Genomic DNA, 17,819 nt, shown 5'->3' on the forward strand with positions numbered 1-17,819 from the left:
TTCAATACACAATCACGTTGTACGCAAGCTGAAAACCGAACTATAATTGATAAAAAGAGCAATAATAATAACCTTAATTCTGAACTCAATAATTCTGATTGGAGTTCCTGCTGGACACGGTTACGGAATAATGGTAATGTTCGAATTTATAAGTATTCCGACTTTAATCAAAAACGGATTTGACTTTCAGAAAGAATATCCTTTTGAAAGCAGTCTAATTTTAATTGCTTTGGTTTCCTTAATTGGAAAACTGATTTCAATTTCACTATTGTTTTCAAAGAATATATTAAACAAAAAGAACTGGATTTATAGCGGACTGACTTTAATGCTGATTTCATTCCTTTTTGTTTGTTATGGAGCTTGGGAATATGATAGTTTTCTGTTTGCAATTACATTGGGAAGCGGAATTCCATTTTTAATGTATTTCGGCAGAATAATATATTTAATTAAAAAAGAAAATAACAAAACGGAATTAATAGCGGAATGAAAAAAAGCCAGCGTACAACAATGTATAACCGCAATTACGGCGGATTCGACTTCGTCCGAACCCACTCGGAATTGCAATAGTCAGTGCTAAACCGAAAATTAATGCATATTAACCCGTAACTGACGGTTATACGAGACCGTTGTAAAACATTATGAAAAAAATACTAGCATTAATAATAATCTTTTGTTCAACAATAACTTTTGGACAAGAAAATAAGAGATAAAGTAAAAATACTTATAGAGCTGAATTTCAAAAATTTTACAATAATGGAAAACCAATGAAAACTGGGAATTACCAAGAAATGAAAAAAATTGGAGTGGAAATATTTAACGAAAATGGAGTTATAACAAAAAAAGAAAACTACGAAAACGGAAAGCTAATTGAATAAAAAAACATTTTACAACACCGTTTCTAAAACATTACTAAATAAGTTTGCGTAAATTACTCAAAATGAGAAAAATGAAAGATTCAGAATTATATAACATTTACAAATAAGTGAATGGAATGAACTCAAAGCACAAATTAATTAAATGAAATTAATTCTAAAAAAAGTTAAAGAACCATTAATCGTTTTAATTTCTTTTATAATATATATTTTTAATCAGAAAATTTATCGTCCACAGGTATTTTCAAATAGTGAATCTAATCAGTATTTAGTTTTTATACTCGGAATAATTCCTAATTTTTTAGGAGCAATAATGACTTTTCTTACTTGTCTTTTTCTTTTTAAATTACAAAATAAAAAGAGTCTTCGAAAAATAATTATTATTTCATTCTTAACAACATTAATCTTAGTAATATTTATGGAGTTAGAACGATTTATTAATCAGAATATGAAATTTGATTTTTTTGATATATTAGCATCTATTTTAGCCTTAATCATTTGTTTAATATTCTATAAAAAAGAAATTGAATTTTATGATTGAAATTGAATTTAGAAAAAAACGTTTTACAACACCGTATAAACTTTATTGCTGGTTTTAGCTCACTTAAGAAATTCCTTCGGAATTTCGCAGTTCGTGTTTTATTTAGTAAATTCACTGCTTAAACAACGCAACAAAGCTTATACAACAACGTTACCCAACATTTGCCAAAAATCACGGGAATCGAACCGAAAATAATATTGGAACATAAATAAATGAATATAAGTTTTGACCTTGACAGCACACTAATTCCGAACGAAAAGGAATTTGAAACTGAAAACAGAAACGGAATTGCAAAACTGTTTGGAATTGAGGAAATGCGGAAAGGCACTCGTGAATTGATTTCTGATTTACAAAACCAAGGTCACGAAATTCATATTTATACAACATCATTTAGAACTAAAAGAAAAATACGATTGACTTTAAAATATTACGGAATAAAAGTCAGCCGAATTGTAAACGAAAAAGAAAACCGAAAAGTTTTAAAATCTCGGAATATTAACTCATCCAAGTTTCCACCAGCATTTGATTTTGACTTACATATTGACGATTTAAAAGGTGTTGGAATCGAGAGTGAAAGATTAAATTTTAAAGCAATTATTGTTGAACCGACCGATAAAAATTGGATTGAAAAAATAAAAAGCGGAATAAAAAACGTTGGGTAACACCGTATATAATTTATTGCTAGTTCTAGCCTACTTACGAAAATCCTCGCGGATTTTCTATTCGGTTTTTATTTGCTAAATTACGTGCTAAATCACGCAACAAACCATATACAAACACGTTACCACACATTTGAGCGAACTAATGAAAAAAGGTATTTTAATAACAATAATTGGAATTATAATTATCGGAATTACATATTTCGGAGTTGAAATGTATGGCTTTGCAAAAGGAGTAAAAGAAGATTCTCAAAAACAAATCGTAATAAAAGAAAACGGATTTATTGTAACTGGAAAAACGGAGGAAATTATTGTTAACCAACAAATAGGTGAAGAAGAATTGACAATATGCGAAGAACAATCTAAAAATGGCATAATATTCAAAACTTGCCTAAAACAATATAATTTATTTACTCTGAAATCATCAGAAGGAGATATTTTATACAAAAACGACAACAATCCTTCAGAATATATATTCACAGATTTTAACGAAGATGGTTTTTTAGATATTGAACTGCATTTTATGACAAATGTTCCTGGAGTGAATGAAATTCTCATTTTCAATCCAAAGTTGAAGCAATTTACAGAAATAGAGAACTTTTCAAGCTTTCCAGCTTCGATAAAAATAAAAAACACGGATTATTACTATTCTTATCAAAGAAGTGGTTGTGCTGACTCGAATTGGGATAGCGATTTATATTATTTAAAAGAAAATAAAGCTGTAAAAATTGGAAATATCCACGCTATAGAATGCGACAATGAAAATGACAACGGAATTTATATTTACAAAATTAACGGAGAAAATAAGAAACAAATAAAACTCATTCCGATTAAGAATAAAGACCTTGAGAATAAATGGAAATTTATAGAAAAATATTGGACTGAAAATTATAAGAAATTTGAATAAAAACGTGTGGTAACACCGTATATAATTTATTGCTAGTTCTAGCCTACTTACGAAAATCCTCGCGGATTTTCTATTCGGTTTTTATTTGCTAAATTAGGTGCTTAAAACACGCAACAAACCATATACAAACACGTTGTAGTGCATTTAAACGAACATTAGTATAAATAAGAAAATGAACGAATTTTATTTAATTAGTAGTAACGAAAATCTATCTGAAACCGAATTTGAATTACGTAATTTAGGAAACCAAATGATTTATGCAATAGTCGGTAATTCAAGTAGAGGTGGTTGGGGAGAAAGAACTTACTCAAATAAAACAATTTATCGAGAAACAACAACAAAAGATTATGATGAACAATTTGCAAACAAATTAATGAGTTTTCAACCAGTTTATGATTTAGAAAAAATTTTGAATTTTCACAAAGATTATTACGTAGGAAAACAAAATGGAAAAGAAGAAAAGTATATAAAACACATTAAATACATTGTATATCCTTTAATAATAAAAAAGAGAAATTCCGAAACTCAACAAGAATTAATCACTGATTGGTTAGATAAAAATATGGCAGACAAGAAAAAAAATAATGGCAAATTAAGAATGGATTTTGGAGACATAAATTCCCCAACTCAATTTCAGATTAATTCTGACAATTCTGTACAAACTCAAAAAATTAAATATTCAAACGAAGATATAGCTAAAGTGTTTGAATTAATTCGTGAAGACTTAAAAGAAATTAACAATTCTGAAAGTCAAGAATTATCCACAGAAATAGAAAAAGCTGAAAGTAAATTAAATAATGGAAAGGATATTAAAAATAGACTTTTAATAATTGGAGAATTAATTAAAGATATTGGAATTGGAACTTTTACAAGTTTACTTTCTTCACCAATTTATGAAATGGTAAAACCAATGTTAGGAATATAAAAACGCACCACAACACCGTATATAATTTATTGCTGGCTTCTCGCCTACTTACGAAAGTCCTCGCGGACTTTCTTGGTTGGTAATTATTTACTAAATTAGTTGCTTAAACTACGCAACAAACCATATACAAACACGTTACCTGCAAGCTAAAAAATCCGAACAGTAAATGAAAATCTTTAAAAAGAAGAAAAATCCTGATAATTACTATCATTTACCAATTCCTAATAATTCGATTGAATTTTTTGAACAAATAAGAGGTTTAAGCGAAAAATATTGGAATAATACGGATATTAATCCAGAGATTTTTGGATTTCAGATTCAAAAAGGAACTAAATGGAAAAATGGACTTTCTGAAAATGAACTCTCTGATTTTCAAACTCAAATGAAAATTGAATTTCCAGAAGATTTGAAAAATTTCTATCGAACAATGAATGGATTAGATAAAAAAGGAATAAACATATTTGGTTCAAACGGAACAGAACCTAATTTTAATCCGATTTACTATTCATATCCAGAAAATTTGGAACAAATCCGAGAAAACATTAACTGGATTTATGAAAGTAATGGAGGAAAAATAGAAAATATTGAAATACCGAAAATCTTTCCAATTACAGGACATCGATTTTTGATTTTGGACGAAAACAATCAAATACTTTCTATGTATGGAGATGATATAATTTTTTGGTCTGAAAATATCAGTAAATTAATTGGAAAAGAAATATTTGAAAATATTGAAAATGAATCTGATTTTGAAAGTAACCCTAATTTCGCAAAATCAATAAAGTTTTGGCTACCTGAATAAAAAAGCCTGCAGGTAACACCGTATAAAATTAATTGCTAGTTTTGGCTCACTTGGGAAATTCCTTCGGAATTTCGCCGTTCGTGATTAATCTTGTAAATTAGTTGCTTGAAACACACAACTAATCTTATACAACAACGTTATATACCATTACCAAAAAAAATCGAAAAAGAAATGAAAATTGAAGAATTACCATCATATAAGGATGTTTGTGAATATTTGAAAAAAAAGAAAAGAACGAAACATTTACTACTTGGAAATGGATTTAGTATGTCTTATGATTCGGAAATCTTTTCATACAACGCATTGTACTCTTTTATAGAAAATTTAGATAATGAAGTTCTCACAAAACTATTCAATATCATAAATACAAAGAATTTTGAACTTGTAATGCAACAGATTGACAACTTCATTCAAATGGCGGAGGCTTTTAGTTCAGACAAATCATTTACTGAAAAATTAAGAATTGCAAACAAAGAATTACAAGAAAGTTTAATTAATGCAATTAAAGAACTTCATCCCGAACACGTATTTGAAGTTCCGGATGAAAAAAGTGAATCTTGTTTTAAATATTTATCTGACTTTCTTGATAATTCTGGAAAAATTTTTTCAACAAATTACGATTTGTTACTTTATTGGGTTTTAATGAGAAATTCATCTAAAAATGCAATTGACGGATTTGGAAAAGAGCTTGAGAATGAAGAAGATGTTAAAAGAGGTGCAGAACCTGAATTTTCAGAATTAACTTGGGGACCAAATAAATCTGAACAAAGTGTATTTTATGTTCACGGAGCTTTACACCTATTTGACTCTGGAATAGATATTATTAAAGAAATTTATAGCAATAATACATACTTGCTTGAAAATATTAAAAAGAGATTAGACAACAAGCATTATCCTATTTTTGTTACAGCTGGAAATGGAGAAGAAAAATTAAATCATATTTCACATAATAAATATTTAACTGACACTTACGATGAACTTTCAAGTATTTCAGGTTCATTAGTAACATTTGGCTTTAATTTTGGAGAATATGATAATCATATTATTGAAGCTCTGAATAAAGCGTCAAAATTTAATAAAGAGAATAGAAATACAGGAAAATTATTTAGTATTTACATAGGTGTATATTCAGAATCAGATTTAAAACATATTGAATCTATTCAAGATAAATTTGATTGTAAAGTGAATATATATAATGCAAGTACTGCAAAAATTTGGAATAAATAACGGTATATAACACCGTATAAACTTTATTGCTAGTTTTAGCTCACTTGGGAAATTCCTTCGGAATTTCGCCGTTCGTGTTTTATTTAGTAAATTCATTGCTTAAACACGCAACAAACCATATACAACAACGTTGGCAAACATTTGAGAAAAACCGTAATCTGATTTGAAAAACATAGAATTACTTGAAAATAAGGAGATAAACGACAAGCTGAAAGAATTTGATAATTATGGTGGTCGAATTGACTTTAAAATTTTCAAGCTTGATAAAAAAGTTACCGAATATGATTCTCATTTACTAACTGCAAAAAGTTCAATATTTGAACTTCAAAAAAACAGCCAATACTTCAAAATAGATTTTGATGAAAACAAAATGAACGATAGTGGAAAGAAAATTTCAGTTGAAGAGTTTTTAGGACCATTGTTCGATTTCAAACTAAAGAAACCTATATTAAGAGGATTTACTAATCTAAACAACCTATTCTATTTTGACAGTAAAGAAATTAATAAAAATATAGTTGACATTCGTGATTCCGAACGTTACAAGAATAATACGTCTGAATTGTACACAATAGGTTTTGCTCAAGCTTTTTTAGACCCAGTTCACGGATTTAGAGTATCTAATAGCATATTTGAAACAGGAAAATATTTTATTGACTTCTGCGAATTTTTATTTTCAGACTTGAATAAAATCGAGATTATGAAATGGAATACCGATTGCTCTAATTATTTTGATGACGGAAAAGAGTTTTGGGGAACTCATTTTTGGACAGTTTATAATCCTCTTAAAGACTATTACATTGGAATATTAGCTTCTGATACAGATTAAAAATAAAAACGATTTGCCAACACCGTGTATAATTAATTGCTTGGTTCTTCCCTACTTGCGAATATTCCTGCGGAATATTCACGGGTTCGTAAAAGTTTGCTAACTTAGTTGCTTAACCACGCAACTAACCATACACAAATACGTTAGACACAATTAAAACCAACATTGATAAAGACAAGTTACAAATCGCATCCAATTAAAGGATTTACTCACTCAATCGGAACTAAACAGATTTCGGAAATGTTGAGCGGAATTGGAATTTATAACGATTTATCAATTTCATTTAACAAAGAAAAAGGTCATCGAATGGGAGTTTCTGTTCCTGGTTGGAATGGAAGAACTATGAAAGGACAATCAAGAGACCTTTTAGGGTTTTGGAGAGTGATTTCTGGAACTTACTCAAAACCTTTAGACAAATGGACTATAAATTTAAAAGCGGTTGAAATAGAGAACAATAAACGGATTAAAAAATTCCTAATAGAAATCGGAATCCCACTCTTACGGAATTGGTTCGAATCAGAAAAACCAGAGACTTGGTATAATGGACATCGGAATTTACTAATTGGACTGAATGAAAATCTGACTGAATATTGCACTTGGGAAACACATAATGATAGGACAGTTAAAAAGACAACGGAATTAATTAACACATCAAAAAAATTGAGTGAAAGTTCTTGACCAACATAACATTAATGCATTGAGTAAAGTCATTTATCAGACCAATATTATGCAATCTGGTAAAAGCGATTCTTTTAAAAAATTAAGCAAAAAACTAATTCTTGACTTGCAAAATGGTTACGAATTGGAAAAAATAAAAAGAGTAATAACAAGCGAATTAATTACTACGTATGGAATTTCTGTGAATGAAAATGATGTAGAGGAAATAACGGAATTAGTTTACTCGTGGTATGATAAATAACTGTGCCTAACAATGTGTATAACTAATTGCTGTATTAATCTCTACTTGCGAATATTCCTTCGGAATATTCACAGGTTCGTAAATGTTTGCTAACTTAGTTGCTTAAACCACACAACTAAGTAATACACGCACACGTTATGTTTTATTGCTCAGGAAAATCTAAACGTAGGAAAAAATTGCTGAACAGTCTATTGCGAATTTTGAAAACTCAAGTCAATGCGAAAATTTAAACGCTGGAATTTTCTAAACTTGGGAATATTTGCAATAAAGTGAAAAACAAATTTTACGTGAAAAATCTCGTGCGAATTACAAATCAAAACGGAATTGAAAATCTTTGCGGAATTAAAACGTTGGAATTATATCTTAAAATCTTAATTTTATTAAAATGAAAATTAGCTTAAAAAAAGGAATTCAAAAAATGCTGAAAAAAATTGAAAACGGAATCTAAACGTGCTCACTCAAATGTTTCGCAACAAAACATAACACAGTGTATAATTCACTGCTTTTTTCGGTTTTTCTTGTGAAAAACCTCGCAAACGTAAAAGTCTGTAAACTTTAGTTATTTTTTGCTAAATTTACGCAGCAAATCATACACCAAAACGTTGTAAGCAATTCACCGAACAAACTCAAAATGAAGAACATATTGAAATTTATAATTCTATTTCTTTCTGTAATTAATAATTATGGACAAGAAAAGAGTTTAGAGTATTTGAATTTCAAATCAGAACTTTTAAATAATAAAAAAGAGATTATTATTGAATATAGTCAATTTTGCATTGGTGAATTAATTCTTGAAAATAAAGATGGAAAAATATGCGAAAGACCGTATTATTTATTCTGGAGTAAAAACGGAAAGTATTTCAAAAGAAAATTTTCTGACTGCAATATTTTCAATAGTATAGAATTGAAAAATCCTGAATTTATAGAGACTGTGAAAGAACATATTAATGAAATTAAAGATTCTGAAATTTTACCAATTAGTCACAATTACATAAATTTAAAAGGAGAAGAAGAAACTGTTGAATTAGAAGTTGATCATTATTGTAAAACGAAATTTGAAATTCATTTAGCAAATGGAAAAGTGACAAAAAATGTGAATGAATTTTATTTAAGAGAAAAAATGATAGATGAAAAAACACCAAATGACAATTATGAAATTAATCAAAACTCAATATTGAATAAAATATTTCAATTAGTGAGAAAAGAAATCGAATAAAAAAACTGCTTACAACACCGTGTATAATTAATTGCTTTGGCAAGTGCTTATTTGGAAAATTCCTTCGGAATTTTCTCGCGTTCGTTTTTGTTTACTAAATTAGTTGCTTAAATACGCAACTAACCATACACAATCACGTTATGTGGGATTTCAACAAAAATAATGAGAAAGAATAACAAACTAGATTTTAATAGTAATTGGATAACCATAGTTCCGATTAAAGGACTTTGGCTTACAGAATCAATTAATAACGAAATAAAAGTAGGTAACGTTATTTTTGTTACTAGAAATAAATTACCAAGAATCAGAAAGCGCATTGGAATTAAAGTGCCAGTTTCAAAATTGAGTGAAATTGGATTGAATAATCCCACTTCGTTTAAAGAAAGAATTAAGGATTTTTTCAAGTCTTCCAAAACTTATGCTGTTTTGAATTTTTCAGGAATTCCTAAAGAGAATTACAATTCTAACATAAGATTAATTGAAGATGCCATTAACTTAATAAGTTTTTCTACTCTTGGTTATTCAACACGAAAATTTAATTCCAAAATTGATATTAAAAACTCGGAATATGCACTTAATAATAGAACCTTAGTAATTGACAAGAAAAATTTACGTTTAATATTGGGAAATAAATCAAAATACCCATTACCTCTTGAATTAAATGAAAGATGGAAGAATTTCCATAACAGTTTTCACTTTCATAAATTATTAAAAATAGTAAATGGAGAAATCAAGATTAATCGTAAGTGGAAAAATTTATTGATTTCTGTTGCAAAAATAGTAGGTAAAAGTTTAAATTCTCACGATATTCCTGAATCATTTCTAAAGAATGTAATAGCTTTAGAAATGTTATTAGTAAATCAAGATGGAAAAATAAAAGAAAAAATTATTGAAAGATCTAGCTATCTTTTAGATTGGTGTGACAAATGGGAAAAAGAAAAAATCGAAGATAAAATAAATGATATATATAAAAAAAGATGTGATTATGTTCACGATGGAAAATATGAAGATATAACAAAAGAAGATTTAATTTTTACTGATGACTTAATATTTAATATTTATAATAATCTTTTAAAAAACATCGATAAAATAAGTTCCAAAGGTAAACTTATAGAATTTTCTGATAAATATAAATGCGAAAAAAAACTAAATTTAAAATCAAAATTCCAATTTGGAAAATTTCAATATACGAGTAAAACATACGAAAAATCAGAGATAGAAAACATATAAAAAACCCCACATAACACCGTATATAATTTATTGCTACTTCTAGCCTACTTACGAAAATCCTCACGGATTTTCTATTCGGTTTTTATTTGCTAAATTAGGTGCTTAAACACGCAACAAACCATATACAACAACGTTGTAAGTAAGCTAAAATCCGAACAAAATATAGAATTTAGAACATTAAAGAAAAATATGAATACTGAAAAATGGAATGAAATATGCTTTCATCTTTTTGAAAATATTAAATCAGATATTAGCGAAAGAGATTATGAAAACAATGTTATAAAAGCTTTAACTGTTCTTGAATGGAAAGAGTTTTCAGGAAATGTGGAAATTAGACCTTCAATCAGAATTGGAGCAAATAATAGAATTACACCTGACTTTGTAATAAGATCTAATGAAGAAGAAAGATTGTTTGTAATAGAAATAAAACAACCGAACTTACCTCTAAATTCAAATTTTCAGCAACAACTTTTTTCTTATATGCGCCAATTAAAATTAGAATATGGTATTTTAATTGGACAAAGAATTCAAATATTCTATGACGGATTTTCTGGTCAAGAAAATCCAATTCTACTTGAAAATATAGAATTTAAAAGGGAAAATAAAAAAGCAATTGAATTTGTAAATGTATTTTCTAAATCTACTTTCAACAAAACTTCTCTTGAAAATTATAAATCAAAATCTTTAGAAAGAATAAAAAGGAAAAATAATTCAAAGAAACTTAAAGAGAAGATTTTAACAAATAGTTTTCAAGAAAAAGTTAGAGAATTAATCAAACAAGAATTTCTAAAAGAATATGACGATAATTTAATTGAAAATATATTAAACGAAATAAACATCAACATCACTTCCAAAAATGTTTTGCAGGAAAATAAACAAATTGAATTAATTACTTCTCAAAATTCAAAAGAGAATAATGCCGAACCAGAAGTTATAGCGAGTATTAAAAGAATAATTACAGCACAACCTAAAACACAAGAAGAAATTCTGAAAGAATTGACAACTTTAATTCCTGGCAGAAATGACAAAGGAATGAGAAAAACAATAATTGCTCAATTAGGTGGGAAAAATCGACCTGTAAGGATTGAAAGAGAAAGACATTTTAATCTCATAATAAATTTAGATAAAGATGGAATAAAAAGATATTCTGTAAATAAACCAGCAGATTATTCAAAAACATTACCAATTGAATTAAATCCGAAAAGCGAATCTGATTTTAAAAATGAATTATTAACAAAGAAACAAGCTTACATAACAACATTTTATGAAAACGGAGACAAAACAAAAAAGATATGGAATGCGAATAGATTTAAAGAAAGTTCAAATGTAATTAGGAATTTACGTTCTAAAAAAGAGTTTAGAAGTGGAAATTGGCAAGACAAAGGAATTGAAAAAGTATATGTTTCAATAAACGATAATTAAAAAGCCTACTTACAACACCGTATATAATTTATTGCTGGCTTCTTGCCTACTTACGAAAGTCCTCGCGGACTTTCTTTGTCCATAATTATTTACTAAATTAGTTGCTTGAAACACGCAACAAACCATATACAACAACGTTATGTGCAATTTGAAAACCAACCAACATTAGAAAAATTTAAAATATGGACAACAATCAAGCTAAAATTACAATTTCCTTGAATGAAGGTAAATTTGAGATATCTGGCTCTGAATTATTTGTTACTCAACAAATAGAAAATTTCAAGTCTGTTATTGAAAGAACTTTGACAGATTTTGATAATAAGGAAAAACAAGTTAAAGCTAATTCTTCTAACAATGGTAATAGCTCTACTAAAACCGAAAAACCAGCTGACGAAAATGTATCTGCTGACGATATTTCAGAAATTCATCCTGACGTTTATGCAATTGACAATGAGAAAATAAATATCATTTGCGATATTCCCGGAAGTACTGATTCTAAAAAGACTTTAAATGCTTCACTTTTATATGCATATGGACAAAAGTCTCAAGGAATTAACGAAACCCACGTTGAAGACATACGCAATATCTGTAAAATACACGCTTGTTTGGATTCAGCAAACTTTTCTTCTCACATTAAAACAGGAAACCCAAAACTTTATATTGATAAGGGTTCTGGAAAATCAAGAACAATTACAATAACAAGACCAGGAGAAAAAGCAGCTAAAGAACTAATCAAGTCTATAGAATCGAATGGATAGAAAAAAAGTTTGGGATATACTAGAGTCAAATTATGATTCAAATATTGCTGATAAAGTTTTGGAATCTTATTCGGAAATCGAAAGTAACTTTTTCGTTCAAAAATGGAAACCTAGTGAATTAGATGCAGGGCATTTTGTAGAATCTATAAGAAGATTAATTGAATTCGAAATTAATGGTGGCACTTATACTTTATTCAGTCAAAAACTTTCTAATTTTTCAGATTCCGTATTAAGTTTTTACGAACAACAAACTCATATTCACGAATCATTTAGGATGCTTATTCCTAGAATATTAAAATCAACTTATAACATTCGAAATAAACGTGGCGTAGGTCACATTAAAGACATTTCACCTAATGAAATGGATGCTACATTAATTTTATATTCAGTTAAATGGATATTATCTGAAATTGTACGCTTAAAGAGTAATTTGGATATTGTTGACACGCAAAATTTGATAGACAATATTGTCGAAAGGAATGTTGAAGTAGTATGGAAAACTTCCGATTTCACTCGAATTCTGAATAATAAAATATCAGCAAGAAATCAAGTTTTAATAATTCTCTACCATTCCTCGAAGACTCATATTGATGATTTGAGAGAAATAATCGAATATAAAAATGCTTCAAATTTCAAAACATTAATTAAAAAGCTTCATTCAGAAAGATTTCTTGAATTTAGAGCTAATGGAAATTGCATTTTGTCACCAACAGGAAGAATTGAGGCTGAAAAGTTAATATTAGAATTAAAAAAAAGCACATAACAACGTATAAAATTAATTGCTAGTACGAGCCTACTTACGAAAATCCTCGCGGATTTTCTATTCGGTTTGTATTTGCTAAATTAGTTGCTTAAAACACGCAACTAATCTTATACAAACACGTTAGCAGTTATTTAAGAACAACACGCAATGAACTTTCAACTAAATGGAGAAATAGGAAATTGGTTAAATAAACTTAACGGAAAGACTGTCGGAAAAATATACCAAGTTGATTTTAATAAGGATAGACATAATGATGACTATTTACCTTGGATTTTTTTCATTACGTTTTCTGACTTTGACTATTTTTTGGAAATTGAAGGCGATTTTGACGGTAACCATCTGAAAATAAACTTGTGTGAAAATTTATTGCTTTCGAATAAACTGAAAGAATATAATCAAGCGAATGAACCAGATTTGTGGCAAGTTTATGAAACGAAATTGGACGAAACGCTCGGAAAGCTTTTATCGCAAAAAATTGAGTTTATTGAATTTGGAATTGACAAAGACGAATTTGAAATAAATGGAACTAAAGTCAAAGGACAAAAAAAATATTTGAACTTTATTCGACTCAATTCTGGAAATTTGAACTTGACAATATTTGAAGGTTCGTTAACTGGACTTGGAGTTTCTGACAATAAACACGTGAAACTGAATTTTGAAGAAACATTTGATATATATACAACGAAATAAAAACAACTGCTAACACCGTGTATAATTAATTGCTAGGTTCTTGCCTACTTGCGAATATTCCTGCGGAATATTCACGGGTTCGTAAAAGTTTGCTAACTTAGTTGCTTAACCACGCAACTAAACATACACAAACACGTTGGCAACAATTTGAGAAATGACGAAATACATCAAAATATTAATTCTGTTTTTAACTTTATCTGCTTGCGGACAAAATGTAACCGAAATGAAAACACCAGAAAAAGCGAATGAAAAGTTTGCGGAATTTCTTGCAAAGAAAAAGTTCGTAGAAGAAAATTTTTATCCTGGAATTGCGGACGAAAAAATGCGACCAATTTTTACGGAAAAAATAAATCAAATCGGAACTGATTTTAAAACTGTTGCGGAATCGGAAAAACCAACTGACAAAAAATATCAAGAAAAAATAGGAATTGGACTTTCGAGGTTTGCGAAAATTTATCTGGAATTAGATACTGAAGGCCGTGAAAGAGTTTGCACATACATTGAAGAATTAATGGACATTGTTGAATTGGAAAGTTCGAATGGACAATTAAATAAATTTATGTACGGATTTGACCCAAACGAAATTAAAAAAGAGAATTAAATATGACAAATGATACAATTACATTTCTGAAAAATTTATCAGATTCCGAATGGAATAAAATTATCAATCAACTAAATCAAAATTGCAAATTATACATTGACGAAAATTCATTACAAATATTTAGTGATATTTCTCCAAATCTAATTAACTCACAAACTCATTCATACATTTGTGATTTTGTAATTGGAGATAGTCCGCAAATATTAAAAAACAAATTTTAACCTGAAATAAAAAACTGTTGCCAACACCGTATATAATTTATTGCTGGCTTCTTGCCTACTTACGAAAGTCCTCGCGGACTTTCTTTGTCCGTAATTATTTACTAAATTAGTTGCTTGAAACACGCAACAAACCATATATAACAACGTTGTAGCACATTTAACCAATCAATGAAAACAGGAATTATAATCATAATTGTAGTCTTAATTTTAGTTGTCGGATTTCTAGTTTTGAGAAATAAATCAAATAATCCTGAAAACGCAATGACAGAATTTGTTCGACTTGATTCTCAATCTGAATCTACTCAACATCTTCCTTTATTACCTGAAAATTGGATTTCTGAAATTGAGCAAAAATGGAATGATAAGGAATGGGGAGTTTATGACAATGAACATTATGACATTTGTGAGAAAATTTGCAATGATATTTACTCAACAAATAAATATTGGGAAAAGAATCAAACTCACGCTGATTTTCTTAATGAATTAACTAAAGAACAGAGGATTTATTTCACTCTAATAAACTTTGAATCTCAAGTCAACAACGGAGGAGTTTATCAATTTCTGTTTAATTACCCAGAATTGTCTATACTCGCATTAGAAGGAATGAAAGAAACTAGAATGGAAAAACTGGCTACAGATTATGAAATAGTTTTGAATGAGTATTTCGGAAAATTTAATACAATTCAAGATTTATATTCAAAATTTCAGAATAATAAGAGTAATTGGAATAAACGATTTACAGCATTTGCAGAAGGATACAAAGAACTTCCGTCAGCAGAAAAAATTGAGAATTATTTTTATGAGGAAAGTTTTGTAAAAACATATCAGCAGGACTTAACTAAATATGTAAAAGCGAATAGAAATAATTTTTATAGTACTGAATAAAAAAACGTGCTACAACACCGTATAAAATTAATTGCTGGTTTTAGCCAATTTACGAAAGTCCTCGCGGACTTTCTATTTGTGATTTATTTGCTAAATTTAATGCTTAAATCACGCAACTAATCTTATACAACAACGTTGTGCGTCATTTAAGAAAAACATTGTGAGTTTGAATAAAATTCTTTTTTTACCGATTTTATTTCTGTTGATTAGTTGTAATCAAAAGCAGAAACAAATTGACACGTGGAATAACAGAATTGCGGAACATCAAGCAGAAACGGAAAAGAATAAATCTGACATAATTTTGGATACTTTAGTTTTCAATCAAAATATGAACGGAAAAGAATTGACTAAAAAGTATGCTTTTGGTTTATCGGAATTACATTTTTACAAACAATTTATTTCTAAAGACAAAATTTTGGAAAAGCAAATATTGACAGAATTACACTCAAAAACTGAAATTACTTATTTGGGAAAATTAAGGGATTTGAATAATCAGAATTCTTATCACGTAATCAAGAATTTTAAAATTATCGGAATTGGAGAAATGGAATCACCTCGTGGAATAAGTAACATAGCTTTTTTGAGTGATAATTTGGAAAAGGCAATTATTTATCGAATGAGTTTACCGAACGAATTGCCTGAAAAGATTGAGAATAATATTCTATATTTTAAATTGGAATCTGAAAAAGTAGGAATATCAATTTTGGGAGGTTTACCACCAATGTTATGTCTTCCGAAAATTGGATGTAATTGATAAAAAAAACGAACGCACAACACCGTATATAATTTATTGCTAGTTCTAGCCTACTTACGAAAATCCTAGCGGATTTTCTATTTGGTTTGTATTTGCTAAATTAGGTGCTTAAACACGCAACAAACCATATACAAACACGTTGGCAACAAGCTAAAAGTAATATGTGAAAATTAATAATATGAGAAAAAAACTAGCAGAGAAAGATCTTGAGAATATTGGAAAAATATTAATTAAAACACAAATACTTGAAACACAAATTAAACTATTTATATCACTATTAAAAGTTGAAATTAAAAAAAAATATAAAATTGAGGAATTAGATGAGAAAAGTATTTTGAGTAATTCAAATACTTCGAAAAAAACCTTAGGACGTTTAATGAATATATTAAAAACTGAATTACCTATATTTGATGTTATTGAATTTCAAGAATTACTTAATATGAGAAATCTATTTGTTCATTCATTTCACGAAAAATACTTAAGTAATAATAATGTTGATATTTTAGAAACAAGATTATTTATTAAAAATTTTGACAAACTAATTGTAAAATTCATCAAGATATTCACTGGCTTATTAGTCATATCAACAAAAATTCAAATCAAAAACAAAAATTCTACTAATAATTTAAAAAAGCTTGAATTTTACGATTTAGAAGAATATGAAAACGTATTCAGTGATTTTGTTATAAATAATATTAAATAGAAAAGCCAGTAGCCAACACCGTGTATTAAAAATTGCTATATTTAGCAAAACTAAAGCTTGTTGCTTTTTTGCAAACTGCTGAATTTCCGCTGGAAATTCCTCGTTCACAAAATCGCAACTTTCAATACACAACAACGTTAGCAAATATTGTGGAAACGACTCAAACTTGTTGAATAAGTAAACTTAAAAAACTGAATAATCTCTTACAAACGAAAACCTTGAAAAATGAAAAAGAGTATTATTATTTTAATTTTAATCACGCTGAATAGTTGTAAACCTTCACCAACATATAATGCTTTTGATAAAGAATTTAATATTTCAATAAGAGAAGTCACAAAAGATGGTTGTGATACAATATCTGCTGGTTGTGGATGGTTTAATTTACAACAGAAAAAAGGAAGGTTGAGAAATTATTACCAAATCTATTTAGATGATTGGAATAATGTTGTCGCAAAAGGATTTGAATACTTTTTGGATACATTAATCGTCAAGGGAGAAAAAGATTATAACAAAATTCGTTCAATAAAAATTTCAAATAAAAATATTACGGAATTAAATTCTGAATTGGAAAAATATGGTTATAAATTTCACGATCAGAAAGAGGGAAAATATGAAAAACATTTTGTCCAGGTTATAAATGAAATTTCTAAAGATACAGTTGAATTAGATATTCAACTAAATTGGAATAACGAAAAAGACTCTATAATTTATAGAAGATTAAGTTATTGGAAAGAAAATTAACATTTGCTAACACCGTGTAAAAAAAATTGCTTGTTTTAGCTTACTTGCGAAAATCCTCTCAGATTTTCTTGGTTTGTGTTTTATTTACTAACTTTAGTGCTTAAACCCGCAACTTTTCCTACACAACAACGTTAGGCACAAGCTTGTCTTATCCGGA

The 17,819-nt window shown here is 28.3% G+C and carries 22 protein-coding genes; all 22 read left to right on the top strand.

The window, feature by feature from the left end; all coding sequences use genetic code 11:
• Positions 1-46 precede the first annotated feature (46 nt).
• The 22 genes from KO506_RS06855 (at position 47) to KO506_RS06960 (ending at position 17,662) form a co-directional block, all read left to right on the top strand.
• Positions 47-487, top strand: a complete 441-nt coding sequence (locus KO506_RS06855) for a hypothetical protein (RefSeq protein WP_215994160.1) — start codon at positions 47-49, stop codon at positions 485-487.
• A gap of 530 nt (positions 488-1,017) precedes the next feature.
• Positions 1,018-1,413, top strand: a complete 396-nt coding sequence (locus KO506_RS06860) for a hypothetical protein (protein ID WP_215994161.1) — start codon at positions 1,018-1,020, stop codon at positions 1,411-1,413.
• A 212-nt stretch (positions 1,414-1,625) separates the two neighbouring features.
• Positions 1,626-2,075 carry an HAD family hydrolase gene (locus KO506_RS06865; RefSeq protein ID WP_215994162.1) on the top strand — a complete coding sequence of 150 codons (450 nt, stop codon included), beginning with the start codon at positions 1,626-1,628 and terminating at the stop codon, positions 2,073-2,075.
• A 130-nt stretch (positions 2,076-2,205) separates the two neighbouring features.
• Positions 2,206-2,979 carry a hypothetical protein gene (locus KO506_RS06870; protein WP_215994163.1) on the top strand — a complete coding sequence of 258 codons (774 nt, stop codon included), beginning with the start codon at positions 2,206-2,208 and terminating at the stop codon, positions 2,977-2,979.
• 172 nt (positions 2,980-3,151) lie between these two features.
• Complete coding sequence (locus tag KO506_RS06875) at positions 3,152-3,904, top strand: hypothetical protein (RefSeq protein WP_215994164.1); 753 nt, start codon at positions 3,152-3,154, stop codon at positions 3,902-3,904.
• A 166-nt stretch (positions 3,905-4,070) separates the two neighbouring features.
• On the top strand, positions 4,071-4,706 hold the full coding sequence (locus tag KO506_RS06880; RefSeq protein ID WP_215994165.1) for an SMI1/KNR4 family protein: 636 nt from the start codon (positions 4,071-4,073) through the stop codon (positions 4,704-4,706).
• Between the two features lie 105 nt (positions 4,707-4,811).
• Positions 4,812-5,933, top strand: a complete 1,122-nt coding sequence (locus tag KO506_RS06885) for a DUF4917 family protein (RefSeq protein WP_215994166.1) — start codon at positions 4,812-4,814, stop codon at positions 5,931-5,933.
• A gap of 163 nt (positions 5,934-6,096) precedes the next feature.
• Positions 6,097-6,759 (top strand): hypothetical protein, encoded by a 663-nt coding sequence (locus tag KO506_RS06890; RefSeq protein ID WP_215994167.1) that lies wholly within the window; start codon positions 6,097-6,099, stop codon positions 6,757-6,759.
• Positions 6,760-6,924: 165 nt separating this feature from the next.
• Positions 6,925-7,437, top strand: coding sequence for a hypothetical protein (locus KO506_RS06895; RefSeq protein WP_215994168.1), 513 nt, complete (start codon positions 6,925-6,927; stop codon positions 7,435-7,437).
• Complete coding sequence (locus tag KO506_RS06900; protein WP_215994169.1) at positions 7,424-7,678, top strand: hypothetical protein; 255 nt, start codon at positions 7,424-7,426, stop codon at positions 7,676-7,678. Before KO506_RS06895 ends, KO506_RS06900 begins: the two co-directional genes overlap by 14 nt.
• A gap of 631 nt (positions 7,679-8,309) precedes the next feature.
• Positions 8,310-8,894 (top strand): hypothetical protein, encoded by a 585-nt coding sequence (locus tag KO506_RS06905; protein WP_215994170.1) that lies wholly within the window; start codon positions 8,310-8,312, stop codon positions 8,892-8,894.
• A gap of 162 nt (positions 8,895-9,056) precedes the next feature.
• Positions 9,057-10,124: a HEPN domain-containing protein gene (locus KO506_RS06910; RefSeq protein ID WP_215994171.1), complete on the top strand. Its 1,068-nt coding sequence runs from the start codon at positions 9,057-9,059 to the stop codon at positions 10,122-10,124.
• Between the two features lie 189 nt (positions 10,125-10,313).
• Positions 10,314-11,546, top strand: coding sequence for a type I restriction enzyme HsdR N-terminal domain-containing protein (locus KO506_RS06915; protein ID WP_215994172.1), 1,233 nt, complete (start codon positions 10,314-10,316; stop codon positions 11,544-11,546).
• A gap of 182 nt (positions 11,547-11,728) precedes the next feature.
• Positions 11,729-12,304, top strand: coding sequence for a hypothetical protein (locus KO506_RS06920; protein ID WP_215994173.1), 576 nt, complete (start codon positions 11,729-11,731; stop codon positions 12,302-12,304).
• On the top strand, positions 12,297-13,067 hold the full coding sequence (locus KO506_RS06925; protein ID WP_215994174.1) for a hypothetical protein: 771 nt from the start codon (positions 12,297-12,299) through the stop codon (positions 13,065-13,067). Before KO506_RS06920 ends, KO506_RS06925 begins: the two co-directional genes overlap by 8 nt.
• 147 nt (positions 13,068-13,214) lie before the next feature.
• Positions 13,215-13,757 (top strand): hypothetical protein, encoded by a 543-nt coding sequence (locus KO506_RS06930; RefSeq protein ID WP_215994175.1) that lies wholly within the window; start codon positions 13,215-13,217, stop codon positions 13,755-13,757.
• Positions 13,758-13,980: 223 nt separating this feature from the next.
• The gene (locus tag KO506_RS06935) at positions 13,981-14,358 is read left to right on the top strand and encodes a DUF4844 domain-containing protein (protein ID WP_252726811.1); all 378 of its coding nucleotides are present in this window, start codon (positions 13,981-13,983) and stop codon (positions 14,356-14,358) included.
• 2 nt (positions 14,359-14,360) lie between these two features.
• Positions 14,361-14,579 carry a hypothetical protein gene (locus tag KO506_RS06940; protein ID WP_215994177.1) on the top strand — a complete coding sequence of 73 codons (219 nt, stop codon included), beginning with the start codon at positions 14,361-14,363 and terminating at the stop codon, positions 14,577-14,579.
• 168 nt (positions 14,580-14,747) lie between these two features.
• Positions 14,748-15,464 (top strand): DMP19 family protein, encoded by a 717-nt coding sequence (locus tag KO506_RS06945; protein WP_215994178.1) that lies wholly within the window; start codon positions 14,748-14,750, stop codon positions 15,462-15,464.
• 166 nt (positions 15,465-15,630) lie between these two features.
• A complete protein-coding gene (locus tag KO506_RS06950) occupies positions 15,631-16,218 on the top strand; it encodes a hypothetical protein (protein ID WP_215994179.1) in 588 nt (195 codons plus the stop codon).
• A gap of 178 nt (positions 16,219-16,396) precedes the next feature.
• Entirely contained in the window at positions 16,397-16,921 is a 525-nt protein-coding gene (locus KO506_RS06955; RefSeq protein ID WP_215994180.1) for a hypothetical protein, read from the top strand.
• 225 nt (positions 16,922-17,146) lie between these two features.
• Positions 17,147-17,662, top strand: coding sequence for a hypothetical protein (locus tag KO506_RS06960; protein WP_215994181.1), 516 nt, complete (start codon positions 17,147-17,149; stop codon positions 17,660-17,662).
• The last annotated feature ends 157 nt before the right edge of the window (positions 17,663-17,819 follow it).

This window comes from Polaribacter vadi (genome assembly GCF_018861005.1).
GTDB lineage: Bacteria > Bacteroidota > Bacteroidia > Flavobacteriales > Flavobacteriaceae > Polaribacter > Polaribacter vadi_A.